Below are 16,030 nucleotides of genomic sequence, written 5' to 3' on the forward strand. Positions count from 1 at the left end.
CTGATGGCATATGGTCTTGCGGCGCACGCCGCCTGTCTCCCAGCCATTCCCCTCCATGCAGAGCAGGACAATTTTGCGGCGCCCGAAGCCCCGCGCTCCATGCGCGATTACGGCGACGACCTGCTGCCGAAGGACGAGAAAAGCCGCAACGAGGTGCTCAAGTCGGCGGCGTTCGACGCGACGATCTACGGCATGTCGGCCTATCTGCAATATGAACAGATGTATCGGCAGGTGTTCGATCGGACCTCGTCGAACTTCACCGGCTTCAACCGCTTCGCGCACGAACGCGCTTTGGCCGGGCCGGGCTACGCGACGTTCAAAGTGCCCAATTCGGACACATTGTACTCGACCGCGTGGATCGATCTCTCAAAGGGTCCGGTCGAGATCACGATCCCGCCGACGAGCCTAAAGTATTTCACGCTCAACATCTTCGACATTTTCGGAAATCCGAGCAACCTGAGCAACCGGACGATCGGGTTCAAAGGCGGCCGTTTCCTGCTGGTGCCACCGGGGTGGCATGGCTCGCCCCCGCCCGGTACGACCGTCTACCGCGCCGCCACGGTGCAGCTCTGGGCCTTGATGCGCGCGTTCGCACAGACCGACAAGGAAGTCGTCTACGCCCGCCACTTTCAGGACAGCGTCACAATCACGCCGCCCACTGCTTCGGCGACACAGGCCAGCGCCGATATCGCACCGCCCGCGCCGGCACCCGGCGCGAAAGGCTTCCTGCGGGTTCTCGATTACATCCTGCGCACCGATGGCTGCCAGCCGGGCGAGGACGCCTTGGTGTCGCGTTTCCGCCCGCTCGGCGTGCTAGGTGATCGTCCGGCTGATCCATCGACGCTCGACACGGCGTCGCGCGCCGCGATCGAAAGCGGCTACGCCAGCGCGGTCGCGGTCATCGCGGCTTCTAAATCACAGCTTGGCGTTTCGACTGGAACCGGCTGGATGAAGGTGAACAAGGGCGAGTATGGGTTCAACTATCTCCGCCGTTCCGTCACCAACACCGCCGGCCTTGGCGCGAACGTGCGCGAAGAGAACGCATCCTACACGACCTTCTCGGACGCAAACGGCAAGCCTCTGAACGGCGCGACCGCGAACTACACGCTGCGCCTGCAAACCCCACCGCCGGTCAACGCCTTCTGGTCGGTGACGCTGTACGACGCCAAATCGTTCGCGCTCCATCCCAATCCGATCAACCGCTATCTGGTGAGCGACCGCACGGCGGGGCTGAAGGTCGCCGCAGATGGATCGATCTCCATCCAGATCCAGCATGCGCCAAGCAGAAGCGGCAACTGGCTGCCCGCGCCGACCGGGCCGTTCTTCATCGTCCTGCGCGCCTATAGTCCGAAACCGGAGATGCTCGGCGGCGGTTGGCTGCCGCCGGGCATCGAGGCGGATATGGCGGCATGATCGCGGCGCCTCGTCTCCGTCGCTCGATCGGAAGGTATCGCCCGTGACCATTTCCGCCACGTCGAACACCGGCACGACGGCGGTTCGCGCGGGCTATGCCCTCGACGCTCACGCGCTCGACACATGGATGCGCGAGACGGTCGAAGGCTATGCCGGTCCGCTTACGATCGAACAGTTCAAGGGCGGCCAGTCCAACCCGACTTACCGGCTGGTCACTCCCGCCAAAAGCTATGTGCTGCGCAAGCAGCCGCCGGGGCAGTTGCTCAAGGGCGCGCATGCGGTCGATCGGGAAGCACGGGTTATCGCCGGTCTCGCCGAGGCGGGATTTCCGGTCGCGAGACTGTGCGGCGTCTGCACCGATCCGGCGGTGCTCGGCACGATCTTCTACGTCATGGACATGGTCGAGGGCCGTATCGTCTGGGACGCGACGCTGCCCGGCCTCGCCAATGCCGGACGCGCCGCGCTGTACGACGCCATGAACGCAACGATCGCGCAGCTTCATAGCGTGGACTATGAAAGCGTCGGTCTCGGTGATTACGGCCGGCCGGGCAATTACTTCGAGCGTCAGATCGGGCGCTGGTCGAAGCAATATCTGGACGACGCGGACGCCGGTCGTGATGCCAACATGGACCGGCTCGTCGAATGGCTGCCCGCCAACATTCCCGCGAACGACGAGACCAGCATCGTCCACGGTGACTTCCGCATCGACAATATGATCTTCCATCCCACCGAACCACGCGTTCTGGCGGTGCTCGACTGGGAATTGTCGACGCTGGGCCACCCCGGCGCGGATTTCGCTTATCATGCAATGATGTACCGCATGCCGCCGCACATCGTGGCAGGGCTCGTCGGAGCTGACCTTGCCGCGCTGGGCATCCCGAGCGAGCAGGACTATCTTGCGGCTTACAATCGGCGGCGGGGTCAAGCCGTCATGCCCGAGTATGATTTCTACATGGCGTTCAATTTCTTCCGTCTCGCCGCCATCTTCCACGGCATCAAGGGACGGGTGATCCGCGGCAACGCGGCCTCGCAGGAGGCGAAGGCGCGAATTGCGGTTCTGCCCGAGCTCATGGCTCTCGCCTGGGCACAGGCACAACGGGCGGGCGCAAAATGAGCGACGACGCGATCGCGTTCGAACTGCGCGACGGCGTTGCCTGGCTGACTCTGGCGCGGCCGGAACGGCGCAACGCGATCGGGCCGGAGATGGCGCGGGCACTCCAAGTCGTAGCGGATCGATGCGCGGATGACCCGGCAGTACGCTGCGTCGTCCTGACCGGCAGCGGCCGCTTCTTCTCCGTCGGCGGCGACGTCGATGTTTTTTCGCAAGCGGGCGGCGATGTCGAGGCGATCGTCCTCGATCTGGCGCAGAGCTTTCACGCTGGCGTTCACCGGCTCGCCACGATGGAGAAGCCGCTCGTCACAGCGATCAACGGCCCCGCCGCCGGTGCCGGCCTGAGCCTCGCGATCCTCGGCGACGTCGCGATCGCCGCCGCGTCCGCGCATTTCACTTCGGCGTACAGCGCGATCGGCCTTACTCCGGACGGTGGCGCGTCTTGGTGGTTGCCCCGGCTGGTCGGCCTTCGCCGCGCGCAGGAGATCGTGCTGACCAACCGACGCGTCGACGCCCGGGAAGCGGCCGCTATCGGGCTCATCACGCGGGTGGCTACCGACGAGGATCTCGCCGCGACGGCGCGTGAGGTCGCGGTCGCGCTCGCGAACGGCCCTACCCGCGCGATAGGCCGGTGCCGGAGCCTTCTACTCGCCTCCAGCGAGCGCGATCTCGCGACGCATCTCGCCGTCGAGGCGCGGTCGATCGCATCCGCCGCAGCCGGTTCCGAGGGGAAAGAGGGCGTGAACGCCTTTGTCGCCAAGCGCCCGGCAGATTTCACAGCGACGTGATAGGAGACCGTGCCTACAAAGCAGAGCTGTCGGCATGGCCGTCCACGCTTGGGTTTTACAGCGCATGAGACCCAAGACGCTCAATTATCCAGTCAATCCCGACTACGGCTCCGGTGCTTGCTACCGGCGTGTCACGATTGAAGCGACGGACGGACAGGTTACGGCGTATCTGACTGACAATTTCCACGAGATGCGGTGCGTGGTGCATCACGATGGTGAGACCGTCACAGCGATCGATGGCGCGACCATCAGGATACCGACGAGCGTATGCCCCGGCGCGGTCGGGCACCTTCGAACATTGATGGGCGTGCCGATCGGGACGCCGGCTCGCGAATTCTACCGCGGTGCACTCGCGGCCAGCCACTGCACCCATCTCCTTGATCTGGCGGTGATCGCCCTTCGTCACTGTGGCGCGCCGCGCGACACCATCATCTACGACGCCACGGTTCCGGATGAGACGGCGGGCGAAACCACTGTGGAGCTCCGCCGGAACGGTGTGCAAGTTCACCGCTGGCGGGTTCGCGATGGCCGCATCCTTTCGCCCAGCGTGCTATGGGACCGCACGTTGGAGGGGGGCTTCGCGGTCTGGGCGAGCGACATGTTCGACGCGGACGATTTCGAAGCCGCGACGATCCTTGCGCGCACCTGGCTCATCGCGATCGGCCGGCGCTACCGTGTCGCCGACGCAGCAGGCCAACCCGCGTCGCTCAACCCGCAGATGTTCGGCCGGTGCTACGCCTATAGCATGCCCAACATCAAGACTGCCGTCTTCACCGGCGAGCCGGAGAAAAACGTTCCGCCGTTCTGAAGCGTGTTGCTGATCGTCGCCCCTGACGTGTGCGAACGGCAGCTTCCAGCGGAACCGGATAGTCACCGAAGATTAAGCGAACGTCCGGCTCTGGTCGGAAGCAGCCGCGACGCCGTTTCAGAATGATGGTTGATCGGGAAGGCCATCGTCGTCCAGACGGATGGCGCGTTATAAACCGCCACACTCTCCCTCAACTCTCGCAGGCAGGTTGAGATGCGGGCGTCAGAACAGCAAGCAGAGCATGCGATGGCTTGATTGTCTTGAGGTTCGAAGTGCCGCAATGGCAATCCCGTCGATCCAGGCGCTGACGTGCAGAGATCCGTAACAAGCGTCGCCGGCGCGAAGGAAGGTTTATGGCTCGTATTCTCGTCATCGAGGACGATCACGATACCGCTGGCGAGATCACCGGCACCTTGCGATCTCATGGGCACGAGGTCGTTCATATCACCGACGGTCAACGCGCGCTCGAACATCTGCTGTGCGAACCGTTCGATCTGGCGACGCTCGACCGCATGCTGCCCGGTCTCGACGGTCTCGCCCTGGTCGCGTCGCTTCGCGAGCGACGGCTCATGTTGCCGGTGCTCATGATCAGCGCGCTCAGCGATGTCGATGAACGGATCGCCGGCCTACGCGCCGGCGGGGACGATTACCTGGTGAAGCCGTTCGTGCCCGATGAGATGGCGATGCGAGTCGAAGTGCTGCTGCGCCGGCGGCAGGAGTCGACGGACACCGTGCTACACTCCGGCGGCATCGCGCTCGACCTGATCCGGCGACAGGCGACGGTCGACGGCATGCCGGTGCGGCTGTTGCACATGGAGTTCCGGCTGCTTGAATTCTTCCTGCGCCACGCGGGCGACACGCTGAGCCGCCGGATCATCTTCGAACAGGTCTGGGGCTATTATTTCGATCCGGGTGCCAACCTCATTAACGTGCATATCGCGCGGCTGCGCAAGAAGCTCGACCGGCCGGGCGCTGCCTCGGTCATCACCACCGTTAAGGGCGAAGGCTATCGGTTCGATGCCGTTTGAACGGTTGCGCCTGCGCGAGATCCGCAAGACGAGCACGTTCCGGCTCACCGCATTGCTCGGCGTAGTGTTCGCGCTCGGGGTGGCGGCCCTGCTCGGCCTGATCTACGCGCTGTCCGCGCACGAACTGACCGCGCGCAGCGATCGCATCCTGCAACGCGAGGCGGCCCGCTTGCAGGCGGTATCGGCAGAGGCGCTGCCCGACCGGATCATCACCGAAATCCGCCATAACGCCAGCGGCCTGACCCTGTTCGGCCTGCAATCGCATGACGGCACGCATATCGCCGGCAATCTGCGCGTCTCGACCGATCTCGGTTTCAATCGCCCGACCAACATCCGCGAGAAACCCGGCGCGCACGGCCCGCTGCGCGTGCTGGCGATCCGCGCGACGACCGGAGAGACCATCTTGATCGGGCGCGATATCGCGCCGATCGTCGATCTGCGGCACCGGATGCTCGCCCTGCTCCTCGCCAGCGGCGCGGCGATGGTGGTGCTGGTGTTCGGCGTCGGGTTCGTCCTGAGCCTCGCGCCGCTGCGCCGTGTGCGCGATCTGCAAGCGGCCAGCCGCGAGATCGCCGGCGGCCGCCTCGACCGGCGCATGCCGATCAGCAAGCGTGGCGATGAACTCGATCTGTTCGCCGGCACCGTCAACGCGATGATCGAAGAGGTCGAGCGCGTGGTCGCGCAGGTGAAGGGCGTCACCGATGCCATCGCACACGATCTGCGCACGCCGCTGGCGCACGTTCGCGGACAGTTGCAGCGCGCGATCACGCTTGCGGACACCGACCCACGGATCGTTCGGCTTGCCGAGGCGGCAACGGCCGATCTCGATCTGGTGCTGGAGCGATTCGCGGCCCTGCTGCGGATTTCCGAACTCGAGGCGCGGGGTCGCCATGCCGGGTTCGCGGTCGTGCCCGTCGCACCGATGCTCGCGGCCGCATATGATCTGTACGAGCCGCTCGCCGAAGACGCGGGCGTGCGGCTCAACCACGCCGCCGCGCCGGATGCGACGATCACCTGCGATTCCAAGCTGCTTTTCGAGGCGGTCAGCAATCTGCTGGACAATGCGATCAAGTTCACCGGCGTCGGTGGCGACGTCTGGCTCTCCACCGAAATCGACGACGGGTTCGTCACCATCGTGGTGCGCGACAACGGGCCGGGCCTGGCCGCCGGGGAGCGGCAGGCGGCGCTGCGGCGCTTCTATCGGGGCACCGAAGCGACGGGCATTCCCGGCACCGGGCTCGGCCTCAGCGTCGTCGCGGCGATCGTTCACCTGCACGGCTTCGATCTCGAACTCGGCGACGGAGCGCCGGGCCTCACCGTGCGAATCCGCTGCCCGATCACGCCCGCGAGGTGAAATTCATTTAAGGTGCGCTGCGGTGCAGCGGCTTTAGATGGAGCGCCTCGTTCCTTGGAAAGAGGCGGGCGATCCGTGCTGCAACTCGTCAAACTTGCGCTCAGCAAGCCCTATACGTTCGTCGTCCTCGCCATTCTGATCGTGCTGTCCGGCTCGATCGCCTGGGTCCGCACGCCGACCGATATCTTCCCCAACATCAAGATCCCAGTGATCGCGGTGGTGTGGACCTATCGCGGCCTCCCGCCTGAGGACATGGCCGGCCGTGTCGTCTATTATTACGAACGCCAGCTTTCGAGCACGGTCAACGACATCGATCATATCGAGAGCCAGTCGCTCAACGGGGTCGGCATCGTGAAGATCTTCTTCCAGCCCGGCGTCGATATCCGCACCGCCTCGGCGCAAGTGACAGCCGCATCGCAGACCGTGCTCAAGCAGATGCCACCGGGCATCACCCCGCCGCAAATCCTCAACTACAACGCCTCGACCGTGCCGATCCTCCAGCTCGCGCTGTCGGCCAAGGATCTGTCCGAACAGAAGATCTACGATCTCGGCCAGAATTTCATCCGGCCTGCGCTCGCGTCGGTGCAGGGGGCGGCGATTCCGTCGCCTTATGGCGGCAAGGAGCGCCAGATCCAGATCGATCTCGATCCCGGCGCACTTCAGGCCCGGCATTTGTCGGCGAGCGATGTCGGTGCGGCGCTGGCGGCGCAGAACCAGATCGTCCCGGCGGGCACCACCAAGATCGGCCAGTACGAATATAACGTCCGCCTCAACAACTCGCCCGAGGTGGTCGAGCAGCTCAACGACCTGCCGATCAAGACCGTCGATGGCGCAACCGTGACGATGCGCGACGTGGCGCATGTCCGCGATGGATCGCCGCCGCAGCGCAACGTCGTCCGCGTCGACGGTGGCCGCGCGGTGCTGATGACCGTGCTGAAGTCGGGCGCGGCGTCGACCATCGCGATCGTCGATCAGGCCAAGGCGTTGCTGCCCAAGATCCGCGAGACTCTGCCGCCGTCGCTCAAGGTGCAGCCGCTGTCGGACCAGTCGCTGTTCGTGAAGGCGGCGGTATCGGGCGTCATCAAGGAAGGCGTGATCGCCGCCGCGCTCACCTCGCTGATGATCCTGCTGTTCTTGGGGTCTTGGCGTTCGACCGTCATCATCGCCGCCTCGATCCCGCTGGCCATTCTTGCTGCCGTCGCCGGGCTGGCGATGGCGGGGCAGACGCTCAACATCATGACGCTGGGCGGGCTGGCGCTCGCAGTCGGCATCCTCGTCGATGACGCGACCGTGACGATCGAGAACATCAACTGGCATCTCGAACAGGGCAAGCCCGTTCGCGCCGCGATCCTCGACGGCGCCGAGCAGATCGTCGGGCCGGCGTTCGTCTCGCTGCTGTGCATTTGCATCGCCTTCCTACCGATGTTCTTCCTGCCCGGCGTCGCCGGTTTCCTGTTCGCGCCGATGGCGATGGCGGTGGTGTTCGCGATGATTGCCTCGTTCGTGCTGTCGCGCACGCTGGTCCCGACGATGGGCAATTACCTGCTGCGCCAGCACGCAACCGAGCACACGTCTGAGGTGATGGTGAGCCACGACGCGATGTCTGGTCGGCCCAAGAGCCGCAACGTGTTCCGACGCTTCCAGAGCGGGTTCGAACGTCGGTTCGAGGCGGTGCGCGGCTATTACGTCACGCTGCTCGATTTCGCGCTCGCCCGGCGGCGCGTGTTCGTGCCCGCCTTCATGGCGGTCGTCCTGATCTCGTTCGCGCTGGTGCCGATGCTGGGGCGCAACTTCTTCCCGACTATCGACGCAGGCCAGATCAACCTCCACGTCCGCGCGCCGATCGGTACGCGCATCGAGGAGACCGCAGCGATGTTCGATCATGTCGAGGACCGCATCCGCTCGGTCATTCCGCCGGACGAACTGGCATCGATCGTCGACAACATCGGCATGCCGGTATCAGGCATCAATCGTGCCTATTCGAACACCGGCGGAGTCGGCCCGCAGGACGGCGACATCCTCATTACACTATCGAAAGACCACAAGCCCACCGCCGGCTATGTTCACGCGCTTCGCAAGGCGCTGCCCGATGCGTTCCCCGGCTCGGTCTTCTCGTTCCTGCCGGCCGACATCATCAGCCAGATCCTCAACTTCGGCGCCCCCGCGCCGATCGACGTGATGGTGACCGGCAGCGACATCAAGGGCAGCAAGGCCTATGCGCAGGCGCTGGCCGAGAAGATGCAGCATATCGCCGGCATCGCCGACGTGCGCGTCCAGCAGACCGAGGCGTATCCCGAACTCGGCTTCGACGTGGATCGCGCGCAGGCAGATCGGGTCGGCATCACCGAGAACGACGTGACGCGCAGCATGGCGGTCAATCTCGCCGGCAGCTTCCAGGTCGCGCCCGCCTTCTGGCTCAACCCGAAGAACGGCGTGTCCTATCCGATCGTCGTGCAGACCCCGCAATACCGCACGGATTCGCTGTCGGCGCTCCAGAACCTGCCGGTCACCGGATCGGGCGGCACCTACCAGATCCTCGGTGCGCTAGGCACGCTCCACCGCGAGCCATCGCCAGCGGTGGTGACGCACTACGCGGTGCAGCCCTCCTACGACGTCTACGCGACCACACAGGGCCGCGATCTCGGCGCGGTGGCGGGCGATATCCAGAAGGTGCTCGACGATGCCACGGGTACGCTTCCCAAGGGGTCGAGCGTCAAGCTGCGCGGGCAGGTCGAGACGATGAACACCGCGTTTTCGGGGCTGATCTTCGGCCTGATCGGCGCGATCGTGCTGATCTACCTGCTGATCGTCGTCAACTTCCAGAGCTGGATCGATCCGACCGTCATCATCTCGGCGCTACCGGCGGCGCTCGCCGGGATCGTGTGGATGCTGTTCGCGACGCACACCCCGCTCTCGGTGCCGGCGCTGACCGGCGCGATCATGTGCATGGGCGTGGCGACCGCGAACTCGGTGCTGGTGGTGAGCTTCGCGCGCGAGCGGCTCGCCGCCACCGGCGATGCGCTCCTCGCCGCCGCCGAGGCGGGTGCAACGCGCTTCCGCCCGGTGCTGATGACCGCGCTCGCCATGATCATCGGCATGGCGCCGATGGCGCTGGGTTTGGGCGAAGGCGGCGAGCAGAACGCGCCGCTCGGTCGCGCCGTGATCGGCGGGCTGATCTGCGCGACGCTCGCCACGCTCGTCTTCGTCCCCGTCGTCTTCTCGATCGCGCACCGCAAACAGCGGCGCGCCGCTTCCGATCCTCTTGCAACCGGAACTCTCGCTCATGCAGGCTGAACCCGTTCAGGCCCCCGCCCCCAAAGGCCTCAAAACCGCCGGTATCGTCGCCATGGTGGCGGCGGTCAGCATCGTCGCCGCAGGCGCGCTGGTGCGCCGCGGCGACACGAAGGAGGCGCAGAGCTGGTCGGACGCGCGCTCGGTGCCGACCGTCCATCTCGTCGCCGCCAAAGGATCGTCGACGAACGACGCGCTGACGCTGCCCGGCACGATGCAGGCGTGGAACGCCGCCAAGCTGTACGCGCGCGTCGGCGGCTATGTCAGCGCATGGTACAAGGATATCGGCGCGGTCGTCGGCGCGGGAACGCCGCTCGGCAAGATCGACACGCCCGAACTCGACCAGCAGATCGTCTCGGCCCGCGCCGCCCTGGTCAGCGCGCAGGCGCATGCCAGCCTCGCGCGCAGTACGGCGGCGCGCTGGAACGACCTGCTCACCGATAATTCGGTGTCCAGGCAGGAGGCCGACGAGAAGAACGGCGACCTTGCCGTCCGCAACGCGGCGGTACAGGCCGCGCGTGCCGATCTTGGCCGGCTGCTCGCGCAAAAGGCGTTCTCGACGGTGCGCGCGCCGTTCGCGGGCACAGTGACCACGCGCAACGCCGACATCGGCGATCTGGTCGGCCCCGGCGCGTCGGTGCAGCAACCGATGTTCTCGGTCGCCGACACGCGCAAGATCCGTATCTATGTCAACGTGCCGCAGAAGTATTCCGCCGGGATGACGCCCGGGCTGAGCGCCACTCTCACGACACCAGATTACCCCGCGCGCAGTTTCAGCGCGCGCGTGATTGGTAATTCGGGCGCGATCAACCAGCAGACCGGCACCTTTCAGGTCCAGTTGATCGCCGACAATCCCGATGGCGCGCTCAAGCCCGGTGGCTACGCGCAAGTCCGCTTCGATGTGCGCGGGCAAGGCGGGACGGTGCAGATTCCGTCGAGCGCGCTGATCTTCCGCGCACAAGGCACGCAGATCGCGACCGTGAGCGCGGATCGACACATCCACCTGCGACCCATCACGGTCGGTCGCGACCTCGGGCAGACGGTCGAAGTGACGTCGGGCCTGTCGGCGGCACAGAAGATTGTCGACAATCCGCCGGATTCGCTTGCGGATGGCGAGTTGGTGCGTGTCGAGGATGCCACGCATGGCTAAGCGCGCATGGGCTGCGATGGCGCTGCTGGTCACCACCGCCGGCTGCTCGTTCGCGCCGGCCTATCATCCGCCGGTCATGCCGACCGTCACGGCGTTCAAGGAAGCCGGACCCTGGCAGCCCGCCACCCCGGCCGACACCGCGCCACGCGGCGACTGGTGGGCGGTGTTCAGCGACCCGACGCTCGACGCGCTCGAACGCAAGATCGCAACCGACAACCCGAGCTATGCTGGCGCGCTCGCCCGATATGACGCTGCGCGCGGCTATCTCGGCCAGAGCCGCGCCGCGCTGCTGCCGCAGGTAGGCGTGGATGCCGGCATCACCCGCAATCGCCAGTCCGACAATCGCCCCTTGCGGGGTGCGAACCAGCCCGACATCTACAGCGCCGACACGGTCGAGGCGAGCCTGGGCTATGAGCTCGATCTGTGGGGGCGGGTGCGCAACAGCGTCGCGGCGGGCAAGGCGGAGGTGCAGGCCTCGGGCGACGATCTCGCCGCGATCCGGCTGAGCTTGCAGGCCGAACTCGCCACCGACTTCATGGCGCTGCGCGGCTATGATCGGCAGGCCGTTTTGCTGACGCAGACCGTCGACGCCTTCGCCAAGGCCGACCACCTGATCCAACGCCGTTTCCAAGGCGGCATCGTCAGCGGTATAGAGACGAGCCGCTCGGGCGCGCAACTCGCCGAAGCGCGCGCGCAGCTCGCCGACGTGGCGGCGTCCCGGGCTTTGACGGAACACGCCATCGCCAGTCTCGTCGGCACGCCCGCGTCCAGCTTCACCATCGCGCCGGTCGCAACCGACTTCGACGTCCCCGCCGTACCGCTCGGCCTGCCCGCCACGCTGATCGAGCGCCGCCCTGACGTCGCCGCCGCCGAACGCCGCGTTGCCGCCGCCAATGCCGGGATCGGCGTGGCCAAGGCCGCGTTCTTCCCCGCGATCCGGCTCGGCGCGAGCGGCGGTTTTCAGAACACCGGACTGCCGGGACTGTTCTCGGCGCCCAACCAAATCTGGTCGATCGGGCCGAGCGCGCTGCTCACCCTGTTCGACGGCGGCCGCCGGCGCGCCCAACTCGCCGTCGCCCGCGCGCGCTGGGCGAGCGCGGGGGCGGACTATCGCGCCACCGTCCTGACCGCGTTCCAGCAGGTCGAGGACAATCTCGCGTTGCTCCACCACCTCGGCGACGAAGCTACGGCCCAGGACGAAGCGGTGCGGCAGGCGGCGATGACCGAAAGACTCTCGCTCAACCGCTACAGCAAGGGTGCCGTCACCTATCTGGAGGTGTTCACCGCCCAGACGACTGCACTGCAAGCGCGGCGTGCCGCGCTGGATTTGGATACGCGACGGCTGCAAGCGAGCATTCGCCTGATCCGTGCGTTGGGCGGGGGATGGACGAGCGGCGACCATCTCGCGCCCGCGATCGACCAATGATCGCATCAGCGCCCAAGCGACATCGGCTGCTGGGCCGTCCTTCGCGCGCCGCTGGGATACGCCGATAGCCGAATGATGCGCTCGTCGGCCCGAAAGACGGCTTTCGGTCGAAGCGGCCGTTGGCGAGCCCGGCCGTGATACGTCCGAACTTGGTCGATATCGGCAGGTGGCAATTCGGACGAAGCCTTCGTTCGCAGGCCTGAAGGGGAAATCGGCTTCCCGCAGAGGCGGACATTATAGTGGGCCGGTCATCCTGCAGATTAGCTTCCGCATGATATCGATTATCGATTGATCGCGCTCCCTTTCTCATCAAGATTGCCCTCATGGATCCTGTTGATGTTGCCCGACGCCTGATCGCCTTTGCGTCTGAAGCCGAGCTCGATGAGATCGAAGTCGAAGATTTCCCCGTGACCGATAACGAAGATGAGCTTTGGTTACGGATATTCGGCGTGCACGAGCGCTACCGGCGTCCGGCTCAAATTATGATCGAGGAACTGCGAGGGGCGCTCGCCGAGACCGATTGGGATCCCGACCTTTCCGACATTAGGCCGGACGATCGCGACCGCTGGTCCTTTGGCGAGGCCATAATCTTCCGCGGATTTGAGAGGATGATCCTTCGTGGCCTCCTTGTGCCGCGGCGTAAGGTCCCGATCCTACGGCGCGTTCCTGACGACGTCGCGCTGTTCCTCATCAGCATCGACGACGGTGAGGATTATCTGACGCGCGAGAGCCACGGCATGGGTTGGCACTATCACTATCAAAACTGGCGCAAGGACCGCTCAAATGTCATTCTGTCTTGGGATACGCGCTGGCACGAGCCTTCCCCCCAGACGGAGCCGCCTACGCAGCGCGCCCTCTTCGTCGAACCGCATGGCGAGAAGAACAATGCCGACTTTGAGGCGAAGCCATGGCTCTGGCGCGAGAAGAAGCGAAAATCGATGTACGACGCTTGCTCAACGGACCTCGTCAGATGGCGGATCGGCGAGTTTAAATGCGCTGCCAACAAGAGCGAGGTTGTCTATCCGGCGGGACGGGTGCTGACTCCGCATCCTGCGGCCACCGCCACTGTCGTTCAGAAAGCCGCCGCCAGTGCAAAGACGATCAGGAAGCGGCGGCGCTAATCTTAATCCTGGGCGGGTGACGAAGCATCGGATTCCGGCTGGCGCCGGGCTGGATCCCTTCTTTAGACTCTATGTTGACTAACCCCGCACGGAGGCAAGCGCTTGGCCTTTCTCGACCTTAATGACGCCTGCAAGGGCCTGCTCCTGACAACCGTCGGCATTCTCAACGCGAGCGGTCTGCGCTATGTCGTGGCCGGCGGGTATGCGAGCGGGCGCCGGATCTATGTCGTCCAAGCACGGATGGACGCTCGCACCCGAACCGTCACGATCGGCGATGCGCGCGTGATCTCGCGCGCACAGGCGCTCGATGTCGCGCGGCGCGTCCTGGTGCGCGCCCAGATCGGCGAGAACCCCGCCGACACGCTTATGAGCACCCGTCGAGTCCCGCGCTTCGACGCGTTCCTCTCGGAATTCTGGGACAACGTATCCCCGCGCTGGAAGCCGTCGACGCTCGATCGCAACATCTACTATCGCAGGCACCTCGAACGTGGGTTCGCCCGGCGCTTCCTCGACAAGATTGAGCCTGCGGATGTCTCGCACTGGTTCGCCGGGCTCTGGCGCATGTCCGCATGCATGATCTTCGTCACAGCTTCGCAAGCCATGCCGCCGCCATGTCCGAGACGCTGCCGATGATCAGCAAACTGCTGGGGCATTCGAGCGTGAAAATGACGGCACGTTATGCGCATTTGTCGGACGGTGCCGCTATCGAGGAGAACGAGCGTATTGGTCGATTGATCAGCAAGTTGATGGAGTTGCCTGACGAACGAACGACACGAGATTTCCGACGATATGCCAGAGAGTAGGGTTCGTGGCCGATCCGCTTGTCACGTCCCGCTGAACGAAGATCCTTACCGAGTGCCGCATCGGCGGCGCCGATGTGCGTCATCTATTACGAAGCATGGGCATAGCGGCCTTCCCCGGAGCGGGCTGAACGGCGGCACTTATCAAGAACTGCCGTGAACGTGGCATCGAGTGGGACCGCTCAAACCTTAAATCAATCGATCACCAACAGAAGGCGTACGTCTCCGGTGCCGGCAATCGGCGGGGAACGGTGCAAGAGCAGACCATCCGGTGTCCATTCGCGTCCCTTGAAAATTCCAACATGCCCCGTGGGAATCCGGTGAACATCATCCAATCCATTTTCCCCTTGAAGCGCCCACTCGGTGCCCGGTCCGACGTACGTCGTGAGAAGGCGTGCTCGGACATAATCAGAATGGAATTTCCAGCAGGCGTTACCGGAAATCGCTTCAAGCCGAATTGAGACATCATCGATTTCCATCAGCGCGGCGAAGCGATGGGAGAGATCGACAATGTCCGCGAGGAGCGGCACATGCCAGGATCGCGCGGTTGCGCCGCTCAACGCGATATTTATCGTGTGGCGCACCTCTCCAATGGAGCACGTCACGTTAAACCCGACCAAGCCGTCCAGATCCTCCCGTGGGACCGTTACCGGGTTGGGTCTCGACCATAGCGTGAGCGCAACCTCATGGTCGTAAATGGCGGCCAGATGTGCCGGGTCGTCGCCGCTACGAGCGATGCTGGGTTTCACTTCGATGGGGCGATCAAGAAGTTTCATCAGGCCGCCTCCTGCACACCCCATCGCGGGAAGGGATCGTCCCGACCCTGCCAAATGTCAGGAGTGAAGGCGGTCGTCTCGACCAAGCAAGCATCGAGTTGATAACGAAGCGCGGCTTCGTCCATTCCGATGCCAATGAAGACCAGTTCCTGACGGCGATCTCCCCACACCGAATCCCATTTGTCGCCCACCGAGCGCTCGAACGCATCACCGTCAGGCCAACGATTCCGCGGAATTGCGGCCCACCATCGGCCAAGCCCCGCAGTCGTGGTCTGCGCGCCCGCTTGCGCGAGTTCGCCAACCCAATCTGGCCGGGTCGCGAGCCAGAAATGCCCTTTGGCGCGAATGACCCCGTCCCAACCAGAAGACGAAAATGCATGAAATTTGGTCGGATCGAACGGCGCGCGGGCACGATAGACAAAGCTCTCTACGCCATATTCTTCATTTTCCGGTCGATGGTGCGCATAGCCATACAGTTCCTTCGCCCAAAGCGGGCGCGTCTCGGCCTTCGCGTCGTCGAACAGCCCGGTGTCGAGCACGGCCTCCAACGGCACGCGGCCAAACCGTGCCTCCAAGATCCGCGCGTCGGCGTTTAGCGCCGCCACAAGCTTGCGAACCGTTGCGAGATGCTCCGGCGAGACCAGATCGGCCTTGTTGATGATCACAACGTCGGCGAACTCGATCTGTTCGACCAGAAGCGAGACGAGGCTACGGGTGTCGTCCTCGCCGAGCGATTCACCGCGATCTGCCAGAAAATCCTGGCTGCTATAATCCTTGAGCAGGTTCGCGGCATCGACGACCGTCACCATGGTATCGAGGCGCGCGACATGAGCGAGGCTAGTGGATTGATTCCAACGTTTGATGCCCGCGCCTGACGGCTGCGATAATCTGATCGGGATTGGCCTTCCAGACGAACGGCTTCGGTTCCTGATTATGCTCTTTTATGAAGCGGTTGATGGCGGCC

General features: G+C 64.7%; 14 protein-coding genes and 1 pseudogene. 12 read left to right on the forward strand and 3 right to left on the reverse strand.

Annotated elements, in window-relative coordinates:
• Positions 1-3 precede the first annotated feature (3 nt).
• The 12 genes from EWE75_RS09920 to EWE75_RS09975 all read left to right on the forward strand — a co-directional run bounded on the left by EWE75_RS09920 (position 4) and on the right by EWE75_RS09975 (position 14,293).
• The gene (locus tag EWE75_RS09920) at positions 4-1,413 is read left to right on the forward strand and encodes a DUF1254 domain-containing protein (RefSeq protein ID WP_130156982.1); all 1,410 of its coding nucleotides are present in this window, start codon (positions 4-6) and stop codon (positions 1,411-1,413) included.
• 43 nt (positions 1,414-1,456) lie between these two features.
• Positions 1,457-2,527 carry a phosphotransferase family protein gene (locus tag EWE75_RS09925; RefSeq protein ID WP_231708294.1) on the forward strand — a complete coding sequence of 357 codons (1,071 nt, stop codon included), beginning with the start codon at positions 1,457-1,459 and terminating at the stop codon, positions 2,525-2,527.
• Entirely contained in the window at positions 2,524-3,312 is a 789-nt protein-coding gene (locus tag EWE75_RS09930; protein WP_130156950.1) for an enoyl-CoA hydratase/isomerase family protein, read from the forward strand. The genes EWE75_RS09925 and EWE75_RS09930 overlap by 4 nt, the downstream gene beginning before the upstream one ends.
• 34 nt (positions 3,313-3,346) lie before the next feature.
• Positions 3,347-4,120: a DUF2889 domain-containing protein gene (locus EWE75_RS09935; protein WP_130156952.1), complete on the forward strand. Its 774-nt coding sequence runs from the start codon at positions 3,347-3,349 to the stop codon at positions 4,118-4,120.
• 353 nt (positions 4,121-4,473) lie between these two features.
• The gene (locus tag EWE75_RS09940) at positions 4,474-5,148 is read left to right on the forward strand and encodes a response regulator transcription factor (protein WP_130156954.1); all 675 of its coding nucleotides are present in this window, start codon (positions 4,474-4,476) and stop codon (positions 5,146-5,148) included.
• On the forward strand, positions 5,138-6,502 hold the full coding sequence (locus tag EWE75_RS09945) for a sensor histidine kinase (RefSeq protein WP_130156956.1): 1,365 nt from the start codon (positions 5,138-5,140) through the stop codon (positions 6,500-6,502). The genes EWE75_RS09940 and EWE75_RS09945 overlap by 11 nt, the downstream gene beginning before the upstream one ends.
• Before the next feature lie 75 nt (positions 6,503-6,577).
• The gene (locus EWE75_RS09950; protein WP_206364734.1) at positions 6,578-9,796 is read left to right on the forward strand and encodes an efflux RND transporter permease subunit; all 3,219 of its coding nucleotides are present in this window, start codon (positions 6,578-6,580) and stop codon (positions 9,794-9,796) included.
• The gene (locus tag EWE75_RS09955) at positions 9,786-10,943 is read left to right on the forward strand and encodes an efflux RND transporter periplasmic adaptor subunit (RefSeq protein ID WP_130156960.1); all 1,158 of its coding nucleotides are present in this window, start codon (positions 9,786-9,788) and stop codon (positions 10,941-10,943) included. Before EWE75_RS09950 ends, EWE75_RS09955 begins: the two co-directional genes overlap by 11 nt.
• Positions 10,936-12,369 carry an efflux transporter outer membrane subunit gene (locus EWE75_RS09960; RefSeq protein ID WP_165388334.1) on the forward strand — a complete coding sequence of 478 codons (1,434 nt, stop codon included), beginning with the start codon at positions 10,936-10,938 and terminating at the stop codon, positions 12,367-12,369. The genes EWE75_RS09955 and EWE75_RS09960 overlap by 8 nt, the downstream gene beginning before the upstream one ends.
• 323 nt (positions 12,370-12,692) lie before the next feature.
• Positions 12,693-13,490, forward strand: a complete 798-nt coding sequence (locus tag EWE75_RS09965; protein ID WP_130156964.1) for a hypothetical protein — start codon at positions 12,693-12,695, stop codon at positions 13,488-13,490.
• 102 nt (positions 13,491-13,592) lie between these two features.
• A complete protein-coding gene (locus EWE75_RS09970) occupies positions 13,593-14,123 on the forward strand; it encodes a hypothetical protein (protein WP_130156966.1) in 531 nt (176 codons plus the stop codon).
• Complete coding sequence (locus EWE75_RS09975) at positions 14,102-14,293, forward strand: hypothetical protein (protein WP_231708295.1); 192 nt, start codon at positions 14,102-14,104, stop codon at positions 14,291-14,293. The genes EWE75_RS09970 and EWE75_RS09975 overlap by 22 nt, the downstream gene beginning before the upstream one ends.
• 191 nt (positions 14,294-14,484) lie before the next feature.
• Here the strand turns inward: EWE75_RS09975 and EWE75_RS09980 are convergent, their stop codons facing one another.
• The 3 genes and pseudogenes from EWE75_RS09980 to EWE75_RS09990 all read right to left on the reverse strand — a co-directional run.
• Positions 14,485-15,066 (reverse strand): DUF1826 domain-containing protein, encoded by a 582-nt coding sequence (locus tag EWE75_RS09980; RefSeq protein WP_165388335.1) that lies wholly within the window; start codon positions 15,064-15,066, stop codon positions 14,485-14,487.
• Positions 15,066-15,872, reverse strand: a complete 807-nt coding sequence (locus EWE75_RS09985; protein WP_231708296.1) for a GTP-binding protein — start codon at positions 15,870-15,872, stop codon at positions 15,066-15,068. Before EWE75_RS09985 ends, EWE75_RS09980 begins: the two co-directional genes overlap by 1 nt.
• Positions 15,873-15,903: 31 nt before the next feature.
• Positions 15,904-16,030 (reverse strand): annotated as a pseudogene (locus EWE75_RS09990) (IS630 family transposase); the annotation flags it as partial.

The sequence above is a fragment of the Sphingomonas populi genome (assembly GCF_004208535.1).
Taxonomy (GTDB): domain Bacteria; phylum Pseudomonadota; class Alphaproteobacteria; order Sphingomonadales; family Sphingomonadaceae; genus Sphingomonas; species Sphingomonas populi.

Coding starts and splice junctions, on each gene's coding strand:
- EWE75_RS09980 (WP_165388335.1), bottom strand. CDS start 15,066: ATGAAACTTCTTGATCGCCCCATCGAAGTGAAACCCAGCATCGCTCGT.
- EWE75_RS09940 (WP_130156954.1), top strand. CDS start 4,474: ATGGCTCGTATTCTCGTCATCGAGGACGATCACGATACCGCTGGCGAG.
- EWE75_RS09965 (WP_130156964.1), top strand. CDS start 12,693: ATGGATCCTGTTGATGTTGCCCGACGCCTGATCGCCTTTGCGTCTGAA.
- EWE75_RS09945 (WP_130156956.1), top strand. CDS start 5,138: ATGCCGTTTGAACGGTTGCGCCTGCGCGAGATCCGCAAGACGAGCACG.
- EWE75_RS09920 (WP_130156982.1), top strand. CDS start 4: ATGGCATATGGTCTTGCGGCGCACGCCGCCTGTCTCCCAGCCATTCCC.
- EWE75_RS09960 (WP_165388334.1), top strand. CDS start 10,936: ATGGCTAAGCGCGCATGGGCTGCGATGGCGCTGCTGGTCACCACCGCC.
- EWE75_RS09955 (WP_130156960.1), top strand. CDS start 9,786: ATGCAGGCTGAACCCGTTCAGGCCCCCGCCCCCAAAGGCCTCAAAACC.
- EWE75_RS09975 (WP_231708295.1), top strand. CDS start 14,102: ATGTCCGAGACGCTGCCGATGATCAGCAAACTGCTGGGGCATTCGAGC.
- EWE75_RS09930 (WP_130156950.1), top strand. CDS start 2,524: ATGAGCGACGACGCGATCGCGTTCGAACTGCGCGACGGCGTTGCCTGG.
- EWE75_RS09935 (WP_130156952.1), top strand. CDS start 3,347: ATGGCCGTCCACGCTTGGGTTTTACAGCGCATGAGACCCAAGACGCTC.